This is a genomic window from Pseudoalteromonas sp. HL-AS1 (assembly GCF_031198785.1).
Taxonomy (GTDB): domain Bacteria; phylum Pseudomonadota; class Gammaproteobacteria; order Enterobacterales; family Alteromonadaceae; genus Pseudoalteromonas; species Pseudoalteromonas distincta.
In genome coordinates, this window is sequence record NZ_CP133569.1 from 1,235,150 (window position 1) to 1,254,447 (window position 19,298).

General features: G+C 40.6%; 16 protein-coding genes and 1 pseudogene. 9 read left to right on the forward strand and 8 right to left on the reverse strand.

Translation table 11 applies throughout. The features are described 5' to 3' along the window. Position 1 precedes the first annotated feature (1 nt). Positions 2-2,590 carry a leucine--tRNA ligase gene (gene leuS / locus RB214_RS05750; RefSeq protein ID WP_309168590.1) on the reverse strand — a complete coding sequence of 863 codons (2,589 nt, stop codon included), beginning with the start codon at positions 2,588-2,590 and terminating at the stop codon, positions 2-4. Positions 2,591-2,765: 175 nt separating this feature from the next. On the opposite strand from leuS, the gene RB214_RS05755 reads away from it, so the two are divergent. The 4 genes from RB214_RS05755 to RB214_RS05770 all read left to right on the forward strand — a co-directional run bounded on the left by RB214_RS05755 (position 2,766) and on the right by RB214_RS05770 (position 6,481). After that, positions 2,766-3,224: a hypothetical protein gene (locus RB214_RS05755; RefSeq protein ID WP_002958528.1), complete on the forward strand. Its 459-nt coding sequence runs from the start codon at positions 2,766-2,768 to the stop codon at positions 3,222-3,224. A gap of 77 nt (positions 3,225-3,301) precedes the next feature. After that, entirely contained in the window at positions 3,302-5,722 is a 2,421-nt protein-coding gene (locus RB214_RS05760; RefSeq protein ID WP_309168591.1) for an AAA family ATPase, read from the forward strand. Between the two features lie 2 nt (positions 5,723-5,724). Next, positions 5,725-6,201 (forward strand): FKBP-type peptidyl-prolyl cis-trans isomerase, encoded by a 477-nt coding sequence (locus RB214_RS05765; protein ID WP_309168959.1) that lies wholly within the window; start codon positions 5,725-5,727, stop codon positions 6,199-6,201. A gap of 25 nt (positions 6,202-6,226) precedes the next feature. Next, positions 6,227-6,481 (forward strand): hypothetical protein, encoded by a 255-nt coding sequence (locus tag RB214_RS05770; RefSeq protein ID WP_309168592.1) that lies wholly within the window; start codon positions 6,227-6,229, stop codon positions 6,479-6,481. A 144-nt stretch (positions 6,482-6,625) separates the two neighbouring features. Here the strand turns inward: RB214_RS05770 and RB214_RS05775 are convergent. Further along, a pseudogene (locus RB214_RS05775) lies at positions 6,626-7,149 on the reverse strand (CIA30 family protein). Between the two features lie 67 nt (positions 7,150-7,216). Then, positions 7,217-7,993: a hypothetical protein gene (locus RB214_RS05780; protein WP_309168593.1), complete on the reverse strand. Its 777-nt coding sequence runs from the start codon at positions 7,991-7,993 to the stop codon at positions 7,217-7,219. 180 nt (positions 7,994-8,173) lie between these two features. Here RB214_RS05780 and RB214_RS05785 point away from each other — a divergent pair, with 180 nt between their 5' ends. The 4 genes from RB214_RS05785 to RB214_RS05800 all read left to right on the forward strand — a co-directional run bounded on the left by RB214_RS05785 (position 8,174) and on the right by RB214_RS05800 (position 11,839). Beyond that, positions 8,174-9,259 carry an alkene reductase gene (locus RB214_RS05785; protein WP_197098697.1) on the forward strand — a complete coding sequence of 362 codons (1,086 nt, stop codon included), beginning with the start codon at positions 8,174-8,176 and terminating at the stop codon, positions 9,257-9,259. Positions 9,260-9,411: 152 nt separating this feature from the next. Then, positions 9,412-10,422, forward strand: coding sequence for an RDD family protein (locus RB214_RS05790; RefSeq protein WP_309168594.1), 1,011 nt, complete (start codon positions 9,412-9,414; stop codon positions 10,420-10,422). A gap of 29 nt (positions 10,423-10,451) precedes the next feature. After that, positions 10,452-11,300 carry an alpha/beta hydrolase-fold protein gene (locus tag RB214_RS05795; protein WP_309168595.1) on the forward strand — a complete coding sequence of 283 codons (849 nt, stop codon included), beginning with the start codon at positions 10,452-10,454 and terminating at the stop codon, positions 11,298-11,300. 89 nt (positions 11,301-11,389) lie between these two features. After that, positions 11,390-11,839: a hypothetical protein gene (locus tag RB214_RS05800; RefSeq protein WP_039489341.1), complete on the forward strand. Its 450-nt coding sequence runs from the start codon at positions 11,390-11,392 to the stop codon at positions 11,837-11,839. 480 nt (positions 11,840-12,319) lie between these two features. Here the strand turns inward: RB214_RS05800 and lnt are convergent, their stop codons facing one another. From lnt to miaB, 5 genes are read right to left on the reverse strand one after another with little or no spacing between them, the layout of a single operon-like run. Beyond that, a complete protein-coding gene (gene lnt / locus RB214_RS05805; RefSeq protein WP_197098694.1) occupies positions 12,320-13,870 on the reverse strand; it encodes an apolipoprotein N-acyltransferase in 1,551 nt (516 codons plus the stop codon). Further along, complete coding sequence (gene corC / locus RB214_RS05810) at positions 13,851-14,735, reverse strand: CNNM family magnesium/cobalt transport protein CorC (RefSeq protein ID WP_002958541.1); 885 nt, start codon at positions 14,733-14,735, stop codon at positions 13,851-13,853. The genes lnt and corC overlap by 20 nt, the downstream gene beginning before the upstream one ends. 22 nt (positions 14,736-14,757) lie before the next feature. Beyond that, positions 14,758-15,216 (reverse strand): rRNA maturation RNase YbeY, encoded by a 459-nt coding sequence (ybeY, locus tag RB214_RS05815; protein WP_197098693.1) that lies wholly within the window; start codon positions 15,214-15,216, stop codon positions 14,758-14,760. A 4-nt stretch (positions 15,217-15,220) separates the two neighbouring features. After that, positions 15,221-16,279: a PhoH family protein gene (locus tag RB214_RS05820; protein WP_002958543.1), complete on the reverse strand. Its 1,059-nt coding sequence runs from the start codon at positions 16,277-16,279 to the stop codon at positions 15,221-15,223. A gap of 50 nt (positions 16,280-16,329) precedes the next feature. Further along, positions 16,330-17,778, reverse strand: a complete 1,449-nt coding sequence (gene miaB, locus RB214_RS05825) for a tRNA (N6-isopentenyl adenosine(37)-C2)-methylthiotransferase MiaB (RefSeq protein WP_002958544.1) — start codon at positions 17,776-17,778, stop codon at positions 16,330-16,332. A gap of 256 nt (positions 17,779-18,034) precedes the next feature. Here miaB and RB214_RS05830 point away from each other — a divergent pair, with 256 nt between their 5' ends. Further along, positions 18,035-19,204 (forward strand): FAD-dependent monooxygenase, encoded by a 1,170-nt coding sequence (locus RB214_RS05830; RefSeq protein WP_309168597.1) that lies wholly within the window; start codon positions 18,035-18,037, stop codon positions 19,202-19,204. Positions 19,205-19,298 lie beyond the last annotated feature (94 nt).

Here is a 19,298-nt window from a genome sequence, read left to right on the forward strand (position 1 = left end):
ATTAGTTAGCTACCACGTTAAGTAGTTTACCTGGTACGTAAATGATTTTACGAATGGTTGAGCCATCAGTAAATTTAGTTACGTTAGATTCTGCAAACGCAAGGGCTTCTACTTGCTCTTGAGTGGCATCAGCTGCCACTGTTAACTTAGCGCGAAGCTTGCCGTTTACTTGTACGATGATTAGTTTTTCATCTTCAACAAGTGCAGACTCGTCAACTTTTGGCCATGCAGCATCTAAAATCTCGCCTTTTTTACCAAGCTCTTTCCAAAGCTCATGCGATAAATGCGGAGTAATAGGTGCAAGCATAATAACTAATGCTTCAAGTGCTTCGTTAGCAATCGCTACATCTTGTTTGTCGCTCAGTGGTGCTTTTAATAACTTATTAGAAAGCTCCATAATGGCTGCAATAGCGGTGTTAAAGGTTTGACGACGTTCAACATCATCAGTCACTTTAGCAATTGCTTTGTGTAAGTCGCGACGTAGTAATTTTTGCGGGTTAGTGAGCGCTGATTTATCAAGTGCTTGGTAACCTACTGTTTTAACGTCTACTGCGTATTTCCATACACGTTTTAAGAAGCGATGTGCGCCTTCAACACCTGAGTCTGACCATTCAAGCGTTTGCTCTGGTGGTGCTGTAAACATCATAAATAAACGCACTGTATCTGCACCATACTGGGCAATTACATGTTGTGGGTCTATACCATTGTTTTTAGACTTAGACATTTTACTCATGCCTGATGAGAATACCGGCTCACCGTCTTCTTTATGCCATGCTTTAGTTACGCGGCCTTTGTCGTCGGTTTCGGTATTTACATCGCTTGGCGAAATCCATACATCGCCGCCTTTTTCATCTTTACGATAAAATGTTTCAGCAAGCACCATACCTTGACAAAGTAAGCGGTCGAACGGTTCGTCTGAATTTACCAAACCAAAGTCACGTAATAATTTATGGAAAAATCGCGAGTACAATAAGTGTAAAATAGCGTGCTCAATACCACCAATGTATTGGTTTACTGGTAACCAATAGTTAGCAGCCGCTGGATCTAGCATGCCTTCGTCGTAGCGTGGGCTACAGTAGCGTGCGTAGTACCAAGATGATTCCATAAAGGTGTCAAACGTGTCAGTTTCGTGAAACGCAGGTGCGCCATTTACTGTTGTTTTAGCCCATTCTGGGTCTGCTTTAAGAGGTGACGTTACACCATTCATTACCACATCTTCTGGTAAGCGAACTGGTAGCATATCTTCTGTTGCTGCAAGTTCTTTGCCTTCTTGGTCGCTAAGCATTGGGATTGGAGAACCCCAATAACGCTGACGGCTCACACCCCAGTCACGTAGACGGAAGTTTACTTTACGCTCCCCAACACCGAGTGCTTCAAGCTTGTCGGCAATGGCTTTAAACGCGGTATCAAAATCAAGACCGTCAAATTCACCTGAATTTACAAGCACACCTTTGTCGGTAAATGCTTCTTGCTCAAGGTTTACTTCAAGATCTGAGCCTTCAACCGGTGCAATTACTTGTTTAATATCTAGGCCGTAAGCCGTTGCAAATTCAAAATCGCGTTGGTCGTGTGCAGGTACCGCCATAACAGCGCCTGAGCCGTAATGCATTAATACAAAGTTAGCGACCCAAATTGGTACTTGCTCGCCCGTTAATGGGTGAGTTGCATAAAAGCCTGTTGCTATGCCTTTTTTCTCCATTGTTGCTATGTCTGCTTCGGCAATTTTGGTGTTTTTGCATTCTTCAACAAACATTGCAACAGCATCGCTATTTTTAGCGGCTTCTTGTGCAATAGGGTGACCACCAGCAACAGCAACATACGTAACACCCATAAAGGTGTCTGGACGAGTTGTGTATACACTAAAAGTTTCGTTATTATCGGTGCGTTTAAATTCAATATCACACCCTTCAGAGCGGCCAATCCAGTTACGCTGCATTGTTTTAACTTGCTCTGGCCAATCTTCCAACTTGTCTAAATCGTCAAGTAGTTCTTGTGCGTAGTCGGTAATTTTAATAAACCACTGTGGAATTTCTTTTTGCTCAACCACAGCGCCTGAACGCCAACCGCGACCGTCAATAACTTGCTCGTTAGCTAATACTGTTTGATCCACTGGATCCCAGTTAACCGTCGACATTTTTTTATACACTAAGCCTTTTTCGTAAAGCTTAGTGAAAAACCACTGCTCCCACTTGTAGTATTCTGGATGACATGTCGCAATTTCGCGATCCCAGTCATAACCAAAACCTAATTGCTTAAGCTGTGTACGCATGTAATCAATATTTTCGTATGTCCACTTAGCAGGTGCTGTTTTGTTTTTAATAGCAGCGTTTTCTGCAGGTAAACCAAACGCATCCCAACCCATAGGTTGCATTACGTTTTTGCCTTGCAGGCGCTGGAAACGAGAAACAACATCACCAATGGTGTAGTTACGTACATGACCCATATGCAGTCGACCACTCGGATAAGGGAACATAGAAAGGCAATAATACTTTTCTTTGCTCTCATCTTCAGTGACTTTAAATACCTGGTTTTCTTCCCAGTAGCTTTGTACTTTTGACTCTATATCTTGCGGGTTATATTGCTCTTGCATCTATGGTTCCAGACTTCTTGCAAACTAATAAAAAATTGCCATTAGGATACCCCAAATAAAGTGCTATTCACAGCGTCAAAAACGCGGTTTTGATAAATTCTAACCTTCAGTTCAGGTTAACCTATACTTATCTAAGTTATAGGGTGATTTAACAGCAATTTTGAAGGAGTAAAAAATGGCAGATTATAAAGCATGGCTTGGCGATTTAACCAAATGGCTAAAAGATGTAAAAGATCATGAAGTAAAAGACGCAGTTACTCGATTTGTTGAATCTGAGCAGGCACTTAAAGATTTAGGGCAAGAAAGATACGCTTTATATAAAAGTTATTTACAGCGCGATATAGAACATGTCCAAGAAAACGAATCGCACTATAATTCGCTTGCATGGCAAGAGCTTAAAGAATCATTATGGTTTGAGCTTTCACACATAGAAGATAAAACTCAGCTTGAGTGGCAATCTCTTAGTCAAGATTTTAAGCACAATGGTGTGTATCACGCAGGCGAATGGATAGCCATGGGCACATTAGTATGTAAGAATTGCACCCATAGTTACGATGTTTATCACGCGACACAAATTACACCGTGTATTGAATGTGATGGAATCTATTTTAGTCGTAAGGCGCTGCACCCTTAAATATAAGTATTAAGTGGCTGCGGGCCACTTAATACGCCCAAAGGCCAGCGAATATGTTGGTAAAAAAAGAAGTTAGAATGACGAAAAAATTGCTGCCACTATCTGTTTCAAAGCTCGCACCGAGTATTTCTACTAATCACGTACATACGTGTATGAGCAATCCATACCCCGAGCAACTAACATTTATAGGCCAACAACGCGCCCAAAGTGCCTTAGATTTCTCTTTAGGGATGGAACTACCTGGTTATAACGTTTATGTAATGGGCGAGGCTGCCCATGGGCGCTTTACGCTTGTTAAAGATAAACTTAAGCAACACGCAAAAGACCGCCCAACCCCAAACGAATGGCTATACGTAAATAATTACGATGATCACAGAGAGCCTATCGCGTTGTTTATGCATGCAGGGCAAAGCAAGCAACTTAGTGACGACATAGATTCATTTTTAGATGAAGTACTCGACACATTTCCTGCTGCATTTGATAACCCAGGATACCAACGCAAAAAAAAATCAATCGACCGTGAATTTAACGATGCCTACGACAGCGCTATTACCGCAGTAGAAATTGCGGCATTTGAGCAAAGTGTTGCATTAGTTGAAGAAAAAAATTCAGTAGGGTTTGCACCGCTAGTAGATGGTAAACAATTAAGCGACAGCGAATTTGGCGAACTTGAAGAAACGTTACGCGAAGAGTTTTTTGAAAAAATTGAAAAGCTAGAAGATGCATTAATAGAAGCGTTAATTGAGCTGCCACGCTGGAAGCGCGAATCAAAAGAAAAACAGCGTAATCTTAAAAAGTCGACTGCAGAGCAGGCCACAAAACCGCTTTTAAAAGACTTAGAACATAAATATGCAACTCATATTGGTGTACTGCGTTATTTAAAAGATATACGCGTTGAAATTATAGACGCGGTACTTGAATGGCTCGATGACGAAGACGAAAGCGAAGAAAGCAAAGAAGACTTTGATCGTAAAGGCATGCTTACCGACTTTTTTGCACCTAATATTTTAGTTGAGTTTAAAGAAGACGATGCAGCACCCGTGGTGTACGAGCCCAATCCAACATTTGGTAATATATTTGGTAAAATTGAGTATTCCACATCGCAAGGGTCTTTAATTACCAGTTATCGCTCTATTCAGCCGGGCGCATTGCACCGTGCTAATGGCGGTTATTTAATTATGGATGCTGAAAAGGTAATGGCTAACCCTCAAGTGTGGGATGGTTTAAAACTGTCGCTTAAAACGCATCAAATTAAAAACGACTTACCGTATCAAGATAGCTCAGTAGGTAGTAGTTTTACACTTCGCCCGCAGCTTATACCGCTTGATGTAAAAATTATTTTATTAGGCTCGCGCGAACTGTATTACACCATAGGTGAATACGATGAAGAGTTTGCAGAGTTATTTAGAGTATTAGCTGACTTTGATTACTACTTACCAAGTAGCGATAAATTACAGTACCAATTTATAACTAAAGTTACCGAGTACTGCGAGCAAACATTAAAGTGCACTACCACACAAGCAGCTATGGTGCGTTTACTTAAGTTTAGTTACCGCCAAGCAGAGCATCACAATAAGCTTTCTGCGCGCTTTGCTGATGTACTTGAATTAGTTGCAGAGGCAAGTTACTACGCAAAACAAGATAAATTAACTGTTATAGATGCGCATCATATTGATGAAGCCATTGAAGGTAAGCAATACCGTACCGGCCAAATTAGTGAAAACATGCTAAGCGATATAAAAGAAGGTCACACACTTATTGCAACCGACGGCCAAGCCATTGGTAAAGTAAATGGCTTAACCGTATTACACATTGGCGATACCTCATTTGGTACCCCTGCGCGTATTACGGCAACGGTTTATGCTGGCGCCGATGGCGTAATAGATGTTGAACGCGAAGCTGAGCTTGGTAAAGCAATTCACTCAAAAGGTGTTATGTTGCTTACCGGTTATTTAGGTAATAAATATGCGCAGCACTTTAGCTTAACGCTTAGCGCTAATATTGCCATTGAGCAAAGCTATGGTTACATAGATGGCGATAGCGCATCTTTGGCTGAGTTGTGTGCGCTTATTTCGTCTATTACAAGCTTACCTATTAGCCAATCAATTGCGCTTACAGGCTCTATAAACCAACACGGCGATGTACAAGCCATTGGTGGCGTAAACGAAAAAATAGAAGGCTTTTTTAAACTGTGTAAAATGCGTGGTTTAACAGGTTCGCAAGGCGTTATCATTCCTAAATCAAACCAAGTTAACTTAGTGCTTGATGACGAAATACTTAATGCGGTTGAAGCGGGTAAATTCAATATTTACGCAGTTGAAACCGTAGACCAAGCGCTTAACTTGTTAATGGATATAGAAGCTGGCGATATTATTGATGACCAGTATCCAGAAAACTCAGTAAACGGTATTGCACTTGCTCGCCTCAAAGAGATTGCCGACATAGTAAACGGCGATGATGACGAAAAAGACGAAGAGCTAGATAACGAAAAAGGTTAATGATGATTAATATAATTTTGGCGGTAGTTATCGCCATTTTTTGTTTTTTAATATTTCAAAATAGTAAAAAAGCAAAACAACAAGCAGGCATAAATGCACAAATAGGTGCAGATTATTTAGCCGCTAACGCAAAGGTAGAAGGTGTAGTAGAAACAGCTTCTGGCTTGCAGTATAAAGTAATCCATAAAAGCGAAAACGAAAACACACCAACCCCAAAAAGTATGGTTAACGTGCATTACCACGGCACACTAATCGACGGCACTGTGTTTGACAGTTCAGTAGAGCGTAAAACACCGATTAGCTTTGGCTTGCACCAAGTTATTAAAGGCTGGACTGAGGGTTTACAACTTATGAGCCCAGGCGATAAATACATTTTTTATGTACCGCACCAACTTGCCTACGGTGAAAAACGTGTAGGGAGTATTCCTCCTGCCTCAGTACTTATTTTTGAAGTAGAGCTACTGGCAATTGAGTCTTAGTGATTAAATAACAAGGAAGTAAATTATGAATAAAGATGAATTACTTAAAATAGCCAAAGGTGATATTAACTTTACCTTTCAATCTATTATTTATGCATTAGCGCTATGCTTACTAGTTGCAGCTATTTTTTTACTAGAGATGAGCGTTAACCTACAAATGGGTTTAATTGTTTGTATTATCGGAGTGTTTGGAATGACTATTTATAATAATTTAAATACTCGTCTAAATGCAGCGCTTGCACTTATTGCGCTCTCACAAGATAATCAAAGCACTAAGTAAGTAACTAGCTAGTTTAATAAATTGGTATAAGCCCTACTTTAATAAAGTGGGGCTTTTTGCTAGTAGGGCTAAATAGTACACCGAAAGTAGCGCAACCATTCGCGCTCATGATTACACCGCTCAATGCCAAAGCTTGCTGCTTGATTAGCTTTTAAACTCAATTTTACCCACTTCAAGCTTAAATTGACCTTCTTGCTTACCTGCAATCATAAAGCCTAGCTGTTTTATATCGTCAAAATCAATAATCGGTTGTTGCTCAAGCACGCGGCCGCGATACGTTAAAGTAAAATCACTCGGAGCAAAGTTGATATCTACCCATTCATTTTTTACTGTTTTAAATGAGTGAGTGTACGCTGCGCCATCAAGGTAATTAGTTGTTCTGAGCCTGAGCTGATAGATTTGTCCATCGCCTTTAACACGCAGCGCTATAGCTTTAGTATTTTGGCTTTGTGTATTTAGCTCTGTACGTATTGATGCAAAACCGCCGTTATTATCAAGCGAAACATTGCCTGTAAAAAGCAAACTTTCTTGAGTTTGTGTTACTGGCTATTAGATACACCGCCCATTACTGAGTCGTTAACAACGTACCAGCGCTGGTTTGCATTAGCTTGTGCACTTACAACTAATAAATTAAATACAAAAAGTGATGATAGTTGTTTGGTGATCATGGCTTACTCCTAAGTACTTTAAGCTTATCAATACGGATAAACATATTATTTGTTCACTTATTTAAAGCTAATTATTTTTACGGCTCCATTTTTTCATGATTTTTTCAAACATAATTTCTTTATCAGTTTTATCCTCAGGGCAGTGTTTACCGCTACCTTGAGGCATACCATTGCTACCAAATACGGTGGAAGTATCAATTAAATAGCATTTACCATTAAATTTTTCTAATCGTCGTGTGCCAGTTGTATTTTGGCTAATAACTTCTGAATTATCAGATTTTACTGGTGTTTTAATTGTGGGCTTATTGTTTATCTCTTCATTTTCAGAGCTTTTATCTTCACCAAAGGAGACTATTTTTTTATGAGTCATATTATTTACAGGAGAGCCAAATAGCGGCGCGTATGGATTTAGCTTTTTAAATGTTTGAGAAGCTTTTGTTGTAGGCTCTGAAGGCGCAGCTAACAGGGGTTCAACAGGTTTTACAGGGTCTTTTTTAAGGTCTGTTTGTGCCTTTGGTAACGTGATGGTTTTGGCTTGCGATTTTTTAGTTACCCTTACTTTGGCTTTTGTAGAATCTTTTTTTATAGGTGTAGTGTTAGAGGTCGCTGAATTTGGTGCATCAGTTTTAGTGTTTACAGTTTTTATATCAGGCGCATTGGTTGTTGTAACAACTGAGCTTAGCTTAGGTAGGCTTGCTAAATTAACCGTAACATAGGCCTGTATTATTGCGTTTTTTTCCTCCTTTGGCGGCGCAACTTTAATAGATTGCGAAAACAAAAAGTACAACACAATAGCGTGTATACACAACGAGATAACCCACGGCCATGCATTCCCTTTATTCACATCAAACCCTCAACTTAATAGTGCTGTTAAGAGTCAATAAAATACATTTAGTTCACCTAAAGTTAATGTGTTTTACTTTGTGGCTTTATTGCAGATACAACAAAACTATTTTGCAGTTTTTGTTGTTTTTGCATGTGCTTGGTTACGTTATTATGAGCGCAATCAAACTTAGGAGGCATTATGACATTACTTTTTGAACCAATAGAACTTGCAGGTAAAACATTAAAAAACCGTATTGTTATGCCCCCAATGACTCGCTCGCGTTCAACACAGCCTGGCGATATAGCTAACGACTTAATGGCAACATATTACGCACAGCGCGCAAGTGCCGGACTAATTGTAAGCGAAGGCACACAAATTAGTGAGCTTGGTAAAGGTTACGCTTGGACTCCGGGTATTTATTCAAATGAGCAAGTTGCAGGCTGGAGTAAAGTAACAAGCGCAGTACATAGCGCTGGTGGAGTGATGTTTGCTCAGCTTTGGCATGTTGGCCGTGTTACCCACAGTGACAACACTGGTGGCGTGCAGCCTATTTCAGCCTCGGGCATTGCCGCAAAAGACGTAAAAGTATTTGTAGATACAAACGGCGCACCGGGGTTTGTAGACACCCAACTCCCACGCGAAATGAGCAAACAAGATATTACGCATGTCATAGGCGAATTTCGCCAAGCAGCTAAAAATGCAGTTAATGCAGGGTTTGATGGCATAGAGCTTCATGCTGCAAATGGTTACCTTATTAATCAATTTTTAGACTCAGAGTCAAATGCTCGCACCGATGAATATGGTGGGAGTGTGCAAAACCGCATACGCTTTTTAATTGAAGTGGTACATGCTGTTAGCGACGAAATTGGTAGCAGCAAAGTAGGCGTAAGACTAGCCCCGTTAACAACCCTTAATGGCACAGTAGACGAAAACCCTGAGGAAACTTACTTAGCGGTTTCTGAGGCATTAAATAAAGCCGGTGTAGGTTACATGCATATAGCCGAAGCCGATTGGGATGACGCACCTTTAATGAGTGTTGAATTTAAAAAATCGATTCGCAAAGCCTACAGTGGTGTATTAATTTACGCAGGTAAGTACACCAAAGAGCGCGCAGACGAAGCACTTAGCGAAGGCTGGGCCGACATGATTGGCTTTGGTCGCCCGTTTGTATCAAACCCAGACTTACCAGCACGCTTAAAGCAAGGCAAGCCTCTTAACAGCCACAACCCCGACACCTTATTTGGTGGCGCAGAACAAGGCTATACCGATTATCCAACGGTATAATTGCTAGTAAGTAATAAACATTGAGTAAAAACATGAAGGGCTGCATTTTATGCAGCCCTTTTTTGTGCATTGATTCTAATAGCTTTACCTTGAGCAAAAAATAAAAAACGCGTAAGTTAACCGGGTTACCTATTTTAATAACAAGAAAATAAATGAAAGCCACAGAAATAGAACAATTAGAATTATCAAATTCTGAAACCCGAGAAGTTATTACACCCTACGCTTTTAAAATTGACAGCGCTTTACTGGGCTTGCCTTTAGCTACACCTATTCAGCGTGCACTAGCGATTATTATTGATGTTGCACTGATATTTTTAGCAGCCAAACTTAGCGCTGCTTTAATAGCATTTGTTGCTGCAATGGCTTTTTATAAAGGTACAGCACAGCAATACCTTCCAAAAATGTCGAATGTGTGGCGAAGAATCTTAAAAATAACGGCAGCAAGTATTTTATTTGTAAGCGCACTTACTGTGCTTTCAATTGGCATTGATTACCTAGAAGACGATAACACTGATCAAGGTTTAGCTGTTCAGGGCGTAAAAATACAAGATGAAATTCAGCTTACCGCCACAGAAAAACAACAGCTAAATACTTATTTAGCGCAAACAGCCGATGACAGCTGTGAGCAACCCTGTCAACGAAACGCGCTTGATAATTTAATTGGGCAAGTTCCCAAATTAGCAGAAATGGACGGCCTACAAAACCCACAACTTGCTACCGTACTTTTACAATTATTAGTGCTCAGTGAAAATAACGAAATAAAGCCTGCACAGTTAATAGAAGAAAAACCTGCACAAACAAGCACAAATAGTATTTTGCAGTGGAGCAAAGGCATTATTCAAGACTTGGGCTTAGGTTTTGGCTGGGCTGCTGTTTACTTTACGTTGTTCTCGTTACATTGGCGCGGCCAAACACCGGGTAAAAAGGTATGTAATATTCGTGTGGTTGCCTTAAGCGGTGAGCCATTAGGATTATTAGATTGTTTTGGTCGCTACGGCGGCTACGGTGCAGGCTTTGCCACAGGCTTGTTAGGGTTTTTACAGATATATTGGGATCCAAACAGACAAGCCATTCAAGATAAAATATCAGCCACTGTGGTTATTAAAGGTAACTTGAATCAAGTTGTAAATGTTGAAACGGTAGAAGAGACTGTAAAAAGTTAAGTTTGCTCTTATTAATTACAAGGATGGTTATGAAAGCTTTATTAATGGCGTTTAGTTATCTGTATTTTATTACAGCTTCGTATGCGTCAGAAAATATTGTGTTAGCAGAAACACATCAGCTTAAGTCTATTATTTTAGGTGAGCAGCGCAGTTATAGTGTTTATTTACCGCCAAGCTACAAGCAAAACCTCGAACGAGTATATCCTGTTATTTACCTGCTTGATGGCGACCCAACCCATTTAAAAGCCTTAGCGGGGCTTGTTGAAGCACTCAGTACTGAGCGGCTAGAAAAACAAATTCAACAAGCAATTATTGTCGCTGTTCCAAACAGTAAAAATGCGATAAGAGAGCGCGACTTTACCCCTACCAATGTCGATTGGACTTTTAACGGCAAGCTACTCGAAAAATTTGAAAATATTGGCAATGCCGCAAACTACACCGCTTTCTTTGAAAAAGAACTTATTCCCTTCATTAATAAAAATTACCGTACATCAAATAAGCGGGTATTAATTGGGGAATCTTTCGGCGGCTTGTTCGCAAGTTATGTTTTACTTACAAATCACTCTTTATTTACTGATTACTTAATTATTGATGCAACCTACCTTTGGGATAATAATTATCTCAATCGTTATTTTGACGAGCAACAGCTTATAAATAAGCAGCTTAAAGGCAATGTATATTTTACTTTTGCTAATAATGCAGCTTTTGGTGAAATTGGAGAGGCTAATTATAAATGGGGCTTAGAGCTTGCTAAAAAACTAAAAGCGCACCCGAGTAACAGTTTATATATAAATCAACGTTACTTTGAAGAAGAAACTCATGGCACGGTGGCAGCGCTTAGTTGGTACTATGGTTTAAAAAGCTTATTACAAAAATAAGTCTTAATTTATATACTAGGTTAGTGAAAGGAGTAATTTTGGGTATATTGTTAACGAAATTTAGTAGTGAAAAATTAAAAGGGAATTAAATGAGTAATAATTTTAATGAGGCTATAAAGGGCTTTTTTTGGGGGATAGGGTTTGTAATAGCAACACTCGGTGGTATCAGTGTGTACGCGCTAACAATAGCCGCAGAAGTTGATAGTGGCTTTAAAGAGCAGGTATCAAATAAAGCATTGGAGGGCACTGACGACTTAAATAGTGATTATAAACTTACCCTTTCTGATATCTTTAAAGAAAATGGGCGAGTAAGAATAACTGCCGAGTTAAAAAATATCACCAATGAAAGCATATATGCAGGTGGTGTTATAGCATCTACATTCGATAAAAACGGAAAGTTTGTTGGTAATTGTTTAGGTAAAAGCGATGATATTTTTATAGAACCAAATAAAAGTAGCTATATTGATATTCATTGTAATCTACTGAGGCCACAGGTGAGCAGAGTACACTCAGCAAAGCTAAAGTTTAAGTGGTTTTGATAGTTGCTGTAAACTACCCCCATAGAAAGCAAAAAGCATAACGAGTAGTTATGACTAAAAAGTTATTTAGTTGGGAGCGAGGACGCCAATAGTCGGGTTACGATAAAATGTTACTATGGTGTATGCTAACCTCATTTAAATTTGATACTTAATTAAACTCCCGCAAGTAAGTGAAATAAAGTCGCATACCGATAAAGTTAAAGTCGGTCGGCATTCAGGCTCAATCTCAATATTGTATTGATGTATGCCGTTAAAGGTGGTGAGTTTATCTGTCAAAATCCAATTATAAATTTCAGTCGAGTTTAACTTTTTAAACCTGATATTGAGCAACACCAAGCATTAAAAATAGAACGAAGCTCGTTATATTTTTAGCATAGGCTAGATTAAAAAGTAAATTTGCGTAGGTTGGGTAGAGCGAAGCGAAACCCAACAATAAACACTTTTTTAAATAGCTGTCCACCGACAGCTATTAATTTTAATTCACTTTCTCAACCTAACCCCAAACCCAACAAGCCCCATCAAAAACACCAATCCCCACACAAATATGTTTCCGTATTGGCTGTACACGCTGTCGCCTTTTATGAGCTTAATGTTGGCTTTCAATATGGTAGCTTCAAACTGAGGCATGGTTTGTTGTGTGTGGCTTATGGGGTCGTATACGGCGCTTACACCATTGTTAGTAACACGCACTAGAGGGCGTTGTAGTTCGAGCGCGCGCATACGGGCTATTTGCATGTGTTGCAAAGGTCCAATAGAGTCGCCAAACCAGGCATCGTTACTTACAGTAAAGAGTAGGTCGGAGTCGCTTTTGTAATTACCGCGTACTAAATCTGCAAAAACAATTTCGTAGCAAATAGCAGGGAGTAAGTTATAGCCATTGGCGCGCAAGTTGTTTTGCACTTTGTCGCCACGGGTAAACGATGACATAGGCAAATCGAATAATGGGGCAATAGGGCGCAAAAAGTCTTGAAACGGTACAAATTCGCCAATAGGTAGTAGCTGGTGTTTTTGATAGCGGTTTTTATCAAGGTAATGGTAATGCCCATGCTCGTCGCCACGTTCTTTATTACCGACCACAATAAGTGTGTTGAATATATTTTTGGTGTCTCGCTGGTAGTCAACAATACCGGTTACAAGGGCGGTTTGATTAAACGAGGCGGCACTGTCTAAATTGGCTAGGTAGGAATCGGCAAGCATTTCTATTTCAGGCACTGCGGCTTCTGGCCATACTATTAAGTCGGCATCCCAATGTGGGCGTGTCATGTCTTGGTATTTGCTCATTGTGGTCCAAAACTCACTTGGCTCAAAGCGCAGGTGTTGCTGTATGTTGCCTTGTACGAGCAATACTGACATGTTTTTATTTGTGTAATGAATGCTGCCTGTGGTATTTGCGCCTGTAAAAATAAGCGCAACAGCTGTCGCAGTAACCACCGGGGTTTTAAAGTCTTTTTGGGTTAAGCGATAAAGTGCAAAACCAATCGCGATACACACGAGGGTTAGGCCAAACTCGCCAATATAAGGGGCAAGCAGCCTTAAAGGTCCGTCGGTTTGTGTGTAGCCAAAACTTAACCACGGGAAACCGGTAAGTACGGTGCCACGTAAATACTCACTAATTGCAAAGCAGGCAATTAATAATGCGCCAAAGCTTTTAGGGCCACTGGCAAAGCGTGTAGTTGCCCAAAAGGCAAGTGCGGGAAATAATGCTAAGTATGAGCACAAAAAAGCCATTAACGAGAGCGACGCTATAAGCGGCATACCGCCAAAGGTGGCAATAGAAACATGTACCCAGCTTATACCTGCACCAAACCAGCCTAGGCCAAATATAAAGCCATATTTAGCACCGGTTTTTGCGTGTGCTTTACCGGTATTATTGGGATTAATGCAAAAAATTATGGCGCCAAGACTAATAAATACGATGGGCCAAATTTCAAAAGGGGCATAGCCAAAAGTTAAAACAAGGCCCGCAACGAGTGCGAGCCATGCTTTTTTATCTTTTGCTAATAGGGTAAGTCTAGTTAGCAGTTTCTTCACTGTCGTTATCATCAGCCTTAGGAACGGTGACTTGCAGTTGCAAAATACGACGATTGTCGGCGTTGGTTACTTTAAATTGGTAACCTTCTATGTCAATCGTTTCACCACGGCTTGGCATATGGCCAAATGCGTGCAGTACAGTTCCGCCAATAGTATCGGCTTCGTCTGTGCTGTAGCCTGTTTTAAAATGCTCGTTAAAGTCATCTACAGGAGTGAGTGCTTGCACTACGTGGACATGTTTAGCAAGTTGACGAATATCTTGATGTTCTTCTTCTTCGTCGTGCTCATCTTCGATTTCGCCAACAATTATTTCAAGAATATCTTCAATCGTTACTAAGCCCGATACGCCGCCGTATTCGTCAATAACAACAGCCATATGGTAGCGTTGCTGACGGAATTCGTTTAGCAATGTATCAACACGTTTGCTTTCAGGTACTACCATTGCTGGGCGTAAATAATCGCGTATTGATGGTAAATGCTCGTCTTTATTTAAGATCAGTGGCAATAAATCTTTAGCGAGTAAAAAACCTTCTACATGATCTTTGTCTTCAATCACCACTGGAAAACGTGAGTGAGTTGAGTCAACCATCATTGGAATTAGTTCTTCAAGCGGGCTGTCGATCTCAAGAGTGATCATTTGTGAGCGCGGGACCATTATGTCTCGCACTTTAAGCTCAGACACGCCAAGCACACCTTCTATCATCTCTTTTGTTTCTGGATCGATTACGTCTCGTTCTTGCGCATCGGCAATAACTTCGACCAGCTCTTCTCTATTCTGGGGTTCCCCTTGCAACATTTGGGCTATTCTGCCCAACCACGTTTTGCCAGAAGAACCCTGGCTAGATTGCGAGTTACCGTCGCTCATTGCGTCTAATTGCTCCGTTAATTTAAATATCGTCCCGGTATGGGTCTGCTATGTTTAGCTCTGCAAGTAATTGCTTTTCGATGCTTTCCATCTCTAAAGCGTCTTCACTCTTTATATGGTCAAATCCAAGCAAATGCAAGCATCCGTGAATAACCATGTGAGCAAAGTGGTCATGAAATGACTTCTCTTGCTCAATTGCTTCAGCTAATACAATGGCTGGGCAAATAATTAAGTCACCAACCAAAGGAATATCTATGCCTGGTGGTGCTTCAAATTCGAACGACAGTACGTTGGTCGGTTTATTTTTACCGCGATAGTCGTTATTAAGTTGTTGCGATTGCGCTTCGTCGCTAATAACGATACTGAGTTCGGACTCGTCACGGTATTGGCTAAGGGCTTTGTCGGCCCATAGTGAAAATTGTTCTTCGCTTGGGAGGTTGTCAAACTCACAGGCTATTTGTAAATCAAGTTCGGTTGTCAAAGTATTACTCTTTAGTAGTAGGCTGTTGAAGAGCAGCGAGTGCGTCTTTTGCATTTTGCTTTTCAATGCGCTTAAGTCGCTCGCTTTCGTCGTTTCGCTCGTAGGCTTCAACTATGCGTGCTACAACAGGGTGACGTACTACGTCGTGGGCTTTGAAGTAGTTAAAGCTAATTTCGTTTACGCCATCAAGTACTTCAATTGCATGGCGAAGGCCTGAGCGTGTCCCACGAGGTAAATCGACCTGTGTAATATCGCCTGTAATCACCGCTTTTGAGTTAAACCCTATACGGGTTAAAAACATTTTCATCTGCTCGGCGGTAGTATTTTGGCTTTCATCTAAAATAATAAAGGCATCGTTTAAAGTACGTCCGCGCATGTAAGCAAGCGGTGCGACTTCGATGATATTTTTTTCGATGAGTTTTTCTACTTTTTCAAAACCTAACATTTCAAAAAGAGCATCGTAAAGAGGGCGCAGGTATGGGTCTATTTTTTGACTTAAATCGCCAGGTAAAAAGCCAAGCTTCTCGCCAGCCTCTACAGCAGGGCGCGTTAGTAATATACGGCGTATTTCTTGGCGCTCAAGAGCGTCGACGGCGGCTGCAACTGCAAGGTAAGTTTTACCAGTACCTGCAGGGCCAATACCAAAGGTAATGTCGTGGTTTAAAATATTAGCCACATAAACACCTTGGTTGTCGTTACGTGGTTTAATAACACCACGGCGGGTTTTAATAACCATTTCTTTGCCATAAGCGCTGCTGGATGCATCTTGCTCTAAAGCTTTTGATTCGGTAATAGCTAAATGAACGGCGTCGGGTTCTATTTCGCCTAAAACACCACGAACTGGCTGAGTATCAACATAAAGGTTTTTTAAGATTTCTACAGCGCCGGCGCAGTTGTGTAGTTTACCGGTTACTTTAAAAAAGTTGTCACGGTGAATTATTTCAACAGCCAGGTGGCGTTCAATTTGTTTGATGTTTTCGTCAAACGGGCCACATAAAGAAGATAGGCGTTTGTTATCGGCAGGTTCTAAATAAATCTCTAATGTTTTTAACTGATTACTCAAAATTGCTTCCTATAGTACTGCGCCAGCGTTAACTGGCGCTAATTGTGTGACTAAGGAACGAAAGTAGCTACGCCAATTTCGTTAACAGTGTCTGGTTTTGGCTCTGCAGCTGCAGCTTTAGTTAAAATAGCTGAAGGAGCGACTTCACGTCGTAAGTTCATTTCTGATTCTGTACGAATTAAGTCACCACGTAAAGAGTTAGGTAGTGCTTCGGTAATACGTACATCAACAAACTGTCCGATCACTGTGTGCGGGCCAACAAAGTTTACTACACGGTTGTTTTCGGTACGGCCACGTAATTCCATAGGGTTCTTCTTAGAAGGACCTTCAACAAGTATACGTTGCTCTGTATCGAACATTTGACGACTAATTTGCTGCGCCATTTGTGTAATACGGTTTTGTAGTAAGTATAAGCGCTCTTTTTTCTCTTGCTCTGTTACGTCATCCGGCAAATCTGCCGCTGGCGTACCTGGGCGTGCGCTGTAAATAAAGCTAAAGCTCATATCAAAACCTATGTCGCTAATAAGCTTCATGGTTGCTTCAAAGTCTTCTTTGCTTTCGCCTGGGAAACCAATAATGAAATCTGACGACATGCTTAAGTTAGGACGAATTTTACGTAACTTACGAATTGTCGATTTGTATTCAATTGCCGTATGACCACGTTTCATTAGGTTTAATATACGGTCTGAACCACTTTGTACTGGTAAATGTAAGTGATCTACAAGCTCTGGTACATCGGCGTAAACGTCGATTATATCTGGGGTAAATTCTACCGGGTGCGATGTGGTGTAACGAATACGGTCAATACCATCAATAGCTGCAATAAGACGAATTAAATCAGAGAAGTAACAAATTTCGCCATCGTGCGTATCGCCGCGGTATGCGTTTACGTTTTGACCTAAAAGATTTACTTCACGTACACCTTGCTCTGCAAGTTGTGCAACTTCAAGTAGTACGTCATCTACTGGGCGACTAACTTCTTCACCGCGAGTATAAGGTACAACACAAAAAGTACAGTACTTAGAACAGCCTTCCATAATTGATACGAAAGCAGAAGGGCCATCTGCTTTTGGCTCTGGTAGGCGGTCAAATTTTTCAATCTCTGGGAATGAAATATCAACAACCGATGAGCCTTTGTCGCCTTGCACTTGTTTAATCATTTCTGGTAAACGGTGTAGCGTTTGCGGACCAAAAATAACATCTACAAATGGCGCACGTTGGCGAATAGAGTCACCTTCTTGTGAGGCAACACAACCACCTACACCAATGATTAAATCTGGCTTGTCGTCTTTTAATAACTTCCAGCGACCTAATTGGTGAAATACTTTTTCTTGTGCTTTTTCACGAATTGAACAGGTGTTAAGTAAGATTACGTCGGCATCTGTTGCATCTTCAGTTAGCTGGTAGCCGTTGGTGGCATCTAAAAGTTCAGCCATTTTCTGAGAGTCGTATTCGTTCATCTGACAACCCCAGGTTTTAATATGCAGCTTTTTGCTCATTGAAATATAGCCTCGTGTTCAATTCGATAGTGGCACAAAAATGTGCTTGAAACAGGATTAAGGAGCAAGCATGCTCACTTAAAGGAGGCGTATTTTAGCTGGATACCCGTCCAGATCCAAGTATAGTTTTCATGTTTGTGATCTCAAATCAATACGAGGCGAGTTTAATCAGCGGTTAGGGATATCCTATGGTATAAAACAAATTAATTTTGATACAATCAAAACAGACTCAAGTAATAATAAAATGATGAAAAACATGACTAAAAATAATGTGATAGTAGTTGGTGGTGGCATGGTTGGCGCGGCTATGGCGATAAAGCTTGCTCAACAGGGCTTTGGCGTACGCATAATCGAAAAACACCTTATAGATCCATCACAGATTCTTAGTAGTGATAAGGTTGATATTAGAGTGTCGGCTATTAATCGTTTTTCAGAAAATTTACTTGATGAATTAGGAGCAATGCCGCTTTTAAGGCAAAACCGCATAGCGCCTTATCAGCAATTGGAGGCATTTGAGCGCGGTGGTGATAATTTATTGTTTGACTGCGCCGATATAAACACCACGCATTTAGGCCACTTAATTGAAAATAGTTTAATTCAAGCAAGTTTATGGCAGCAATTTGATCATTATAAGATTGAGGTTATTGAGCAAGCCACACCTATTACTAAAATAGAGCAAACGGATGATTTAATTACGCTTGTGTATGGAGCTAAAACCTATACCGCTGATTTAGTGATTGCAGCCGATGGCGGACAATCGCAGCTGCGTGCTAAAGCTAATATAGGAATTACCGGCTGGCAGTATCAGCAGCATTGCATGGGGGTATTAATTAAACTCGATGCGCCGCAACAAATAAAAACATGGCAGCAGTTTACGCCAAGTGGGCCACTCGCATTTTTGCCAATGCAGGCACCATACGCTAATTTAATTTGGTACGACGATGCAAATACACTGCAAGCATTTAAAGGGCTAAACCCAGCTGAGCTAAAAATGCACATACTTAATAAATTTCCTGAACTTGCTGGAGACTTTGAAGTACAGACTCATGCAATATTTCCGCTTACTCGCCAACATGCTAACAGCTATTCACAAGGGCGCTTAGTTTTAGTCGGCGACGCTGCACATACAATAAATCCGCTTGCAGGGCAGGGTGTAAATTTAGGTTTTCAGGATGTAGTGGCACTTGCTGAAGTTTTAGACAATGCAGGGGATATAGGTTGCCCGTTAACGCTTAAAGAATACGAGCGAGCTCGCCGTAAGGCTAATTTATTAATGATGAGCATGATGGACGCGTGTTACTTTGGCTTTTCTAACCAAGTCGCGCCACTTAAATGGGCACGTAGCCAGTTTTTAAAAGTGGCTAATAATACAGGTCCTATAAAAAACTGGGTTTTAAAATACGCAATTAGCGGTGATTTAGGCTAAATTTAAAGTAGAGATTAAAAAGGCTCATTTATGAGCCTTTTTTTATGTCTGTTTTTTAAGTGAACAAATAGTGACCCAGTTATATTAAATAAAA

Excerpts from the sequence above, each read along its gene's own strand:
- leuS (WP_309168590.1), bottom strand. The coding sequence starts at position 2,590 with ATGCAAGAGCAATATAACCCGCAAGATATAGAGTCAAAAGTACAAAGC.
- RB214_RS05755 (WP_002958528.1), top strand. The coding sequence starts at position 2,766 with ATGGCAGATTATAAAGCATGGCTTGGCGATTTAACCAAATGGCTAAAA.
- RB214_RS05760 (WP_309168591.1), top strand. The coding sequence starts at position 3,302 with ATGACGAAAAAATTGCTGCCACTATCTGTTTCAAAGCTCGCACCGAGT.
- RB214_RS05765 (WP_309168959.1), top strand. The coding sequence starts at position 5,725 with ATGATTAATATAATTTTGGCGGTAGTTATCGCCATTTTTTGTTTTTTA.
- RB214_RS05770 (WP_309168592.1), top strand. The coding sequence starts at position 6,227 with ATGAATAAAGATGAATTACTTAAAATAGCCAAAGGTGATATTAACTTT.
- RB214_RS05785 (WP_197098697.1), top strand. The coding sequence starts at position 8,174 with ATGACATTACTTTTTGAACCAATAGAACTTGCAGGTAAAACATTAAAA.
- RB214_RS05790 (WP_309168594.1), top strand. The coding sequence starts at position 9,412 with ATGAAAGCCACAGAAATAGAACAATTAGAATTATCAAATTCTGAAACC.
- RB214_RS05795 (WP_309168595.1), top strand. The coding sequence starts at position 10,452 with ATGAAAGCTTTATTAATGGCGTTTAGTTATCTGTATTTTATTACAGCT.
- RB214_RS05800 (WP_039489341.1), top strand. The coding sequence starts at position 11,390 with ATGAGTAATAATTTTAATGAGGCTATAAAGGGCTTTTTTTGGGGGATA.
- corC (WP_002958541.1), bottom strand. The coding sequence starts at position 14,735 with ATGAGCGACGGTAACTCGCAATCTAGCCAGGGTTCTTCTGGCAAAACG.
- miaB (WP_002958544.1), bottom strand. The coding sequence starts at position 17,778 with ATGAGCAAAAAGCTGCATATTAAAACCTGGGGTTGTCAGATGAACGAA.
- RB214_RS05830 (WP_309168597.1), top strand. The coding sequence starts at position 18,035 with ATGACTAAAAATAATGTGATAGTAGTTGGTGGTGGCATGGTTGGCGCG.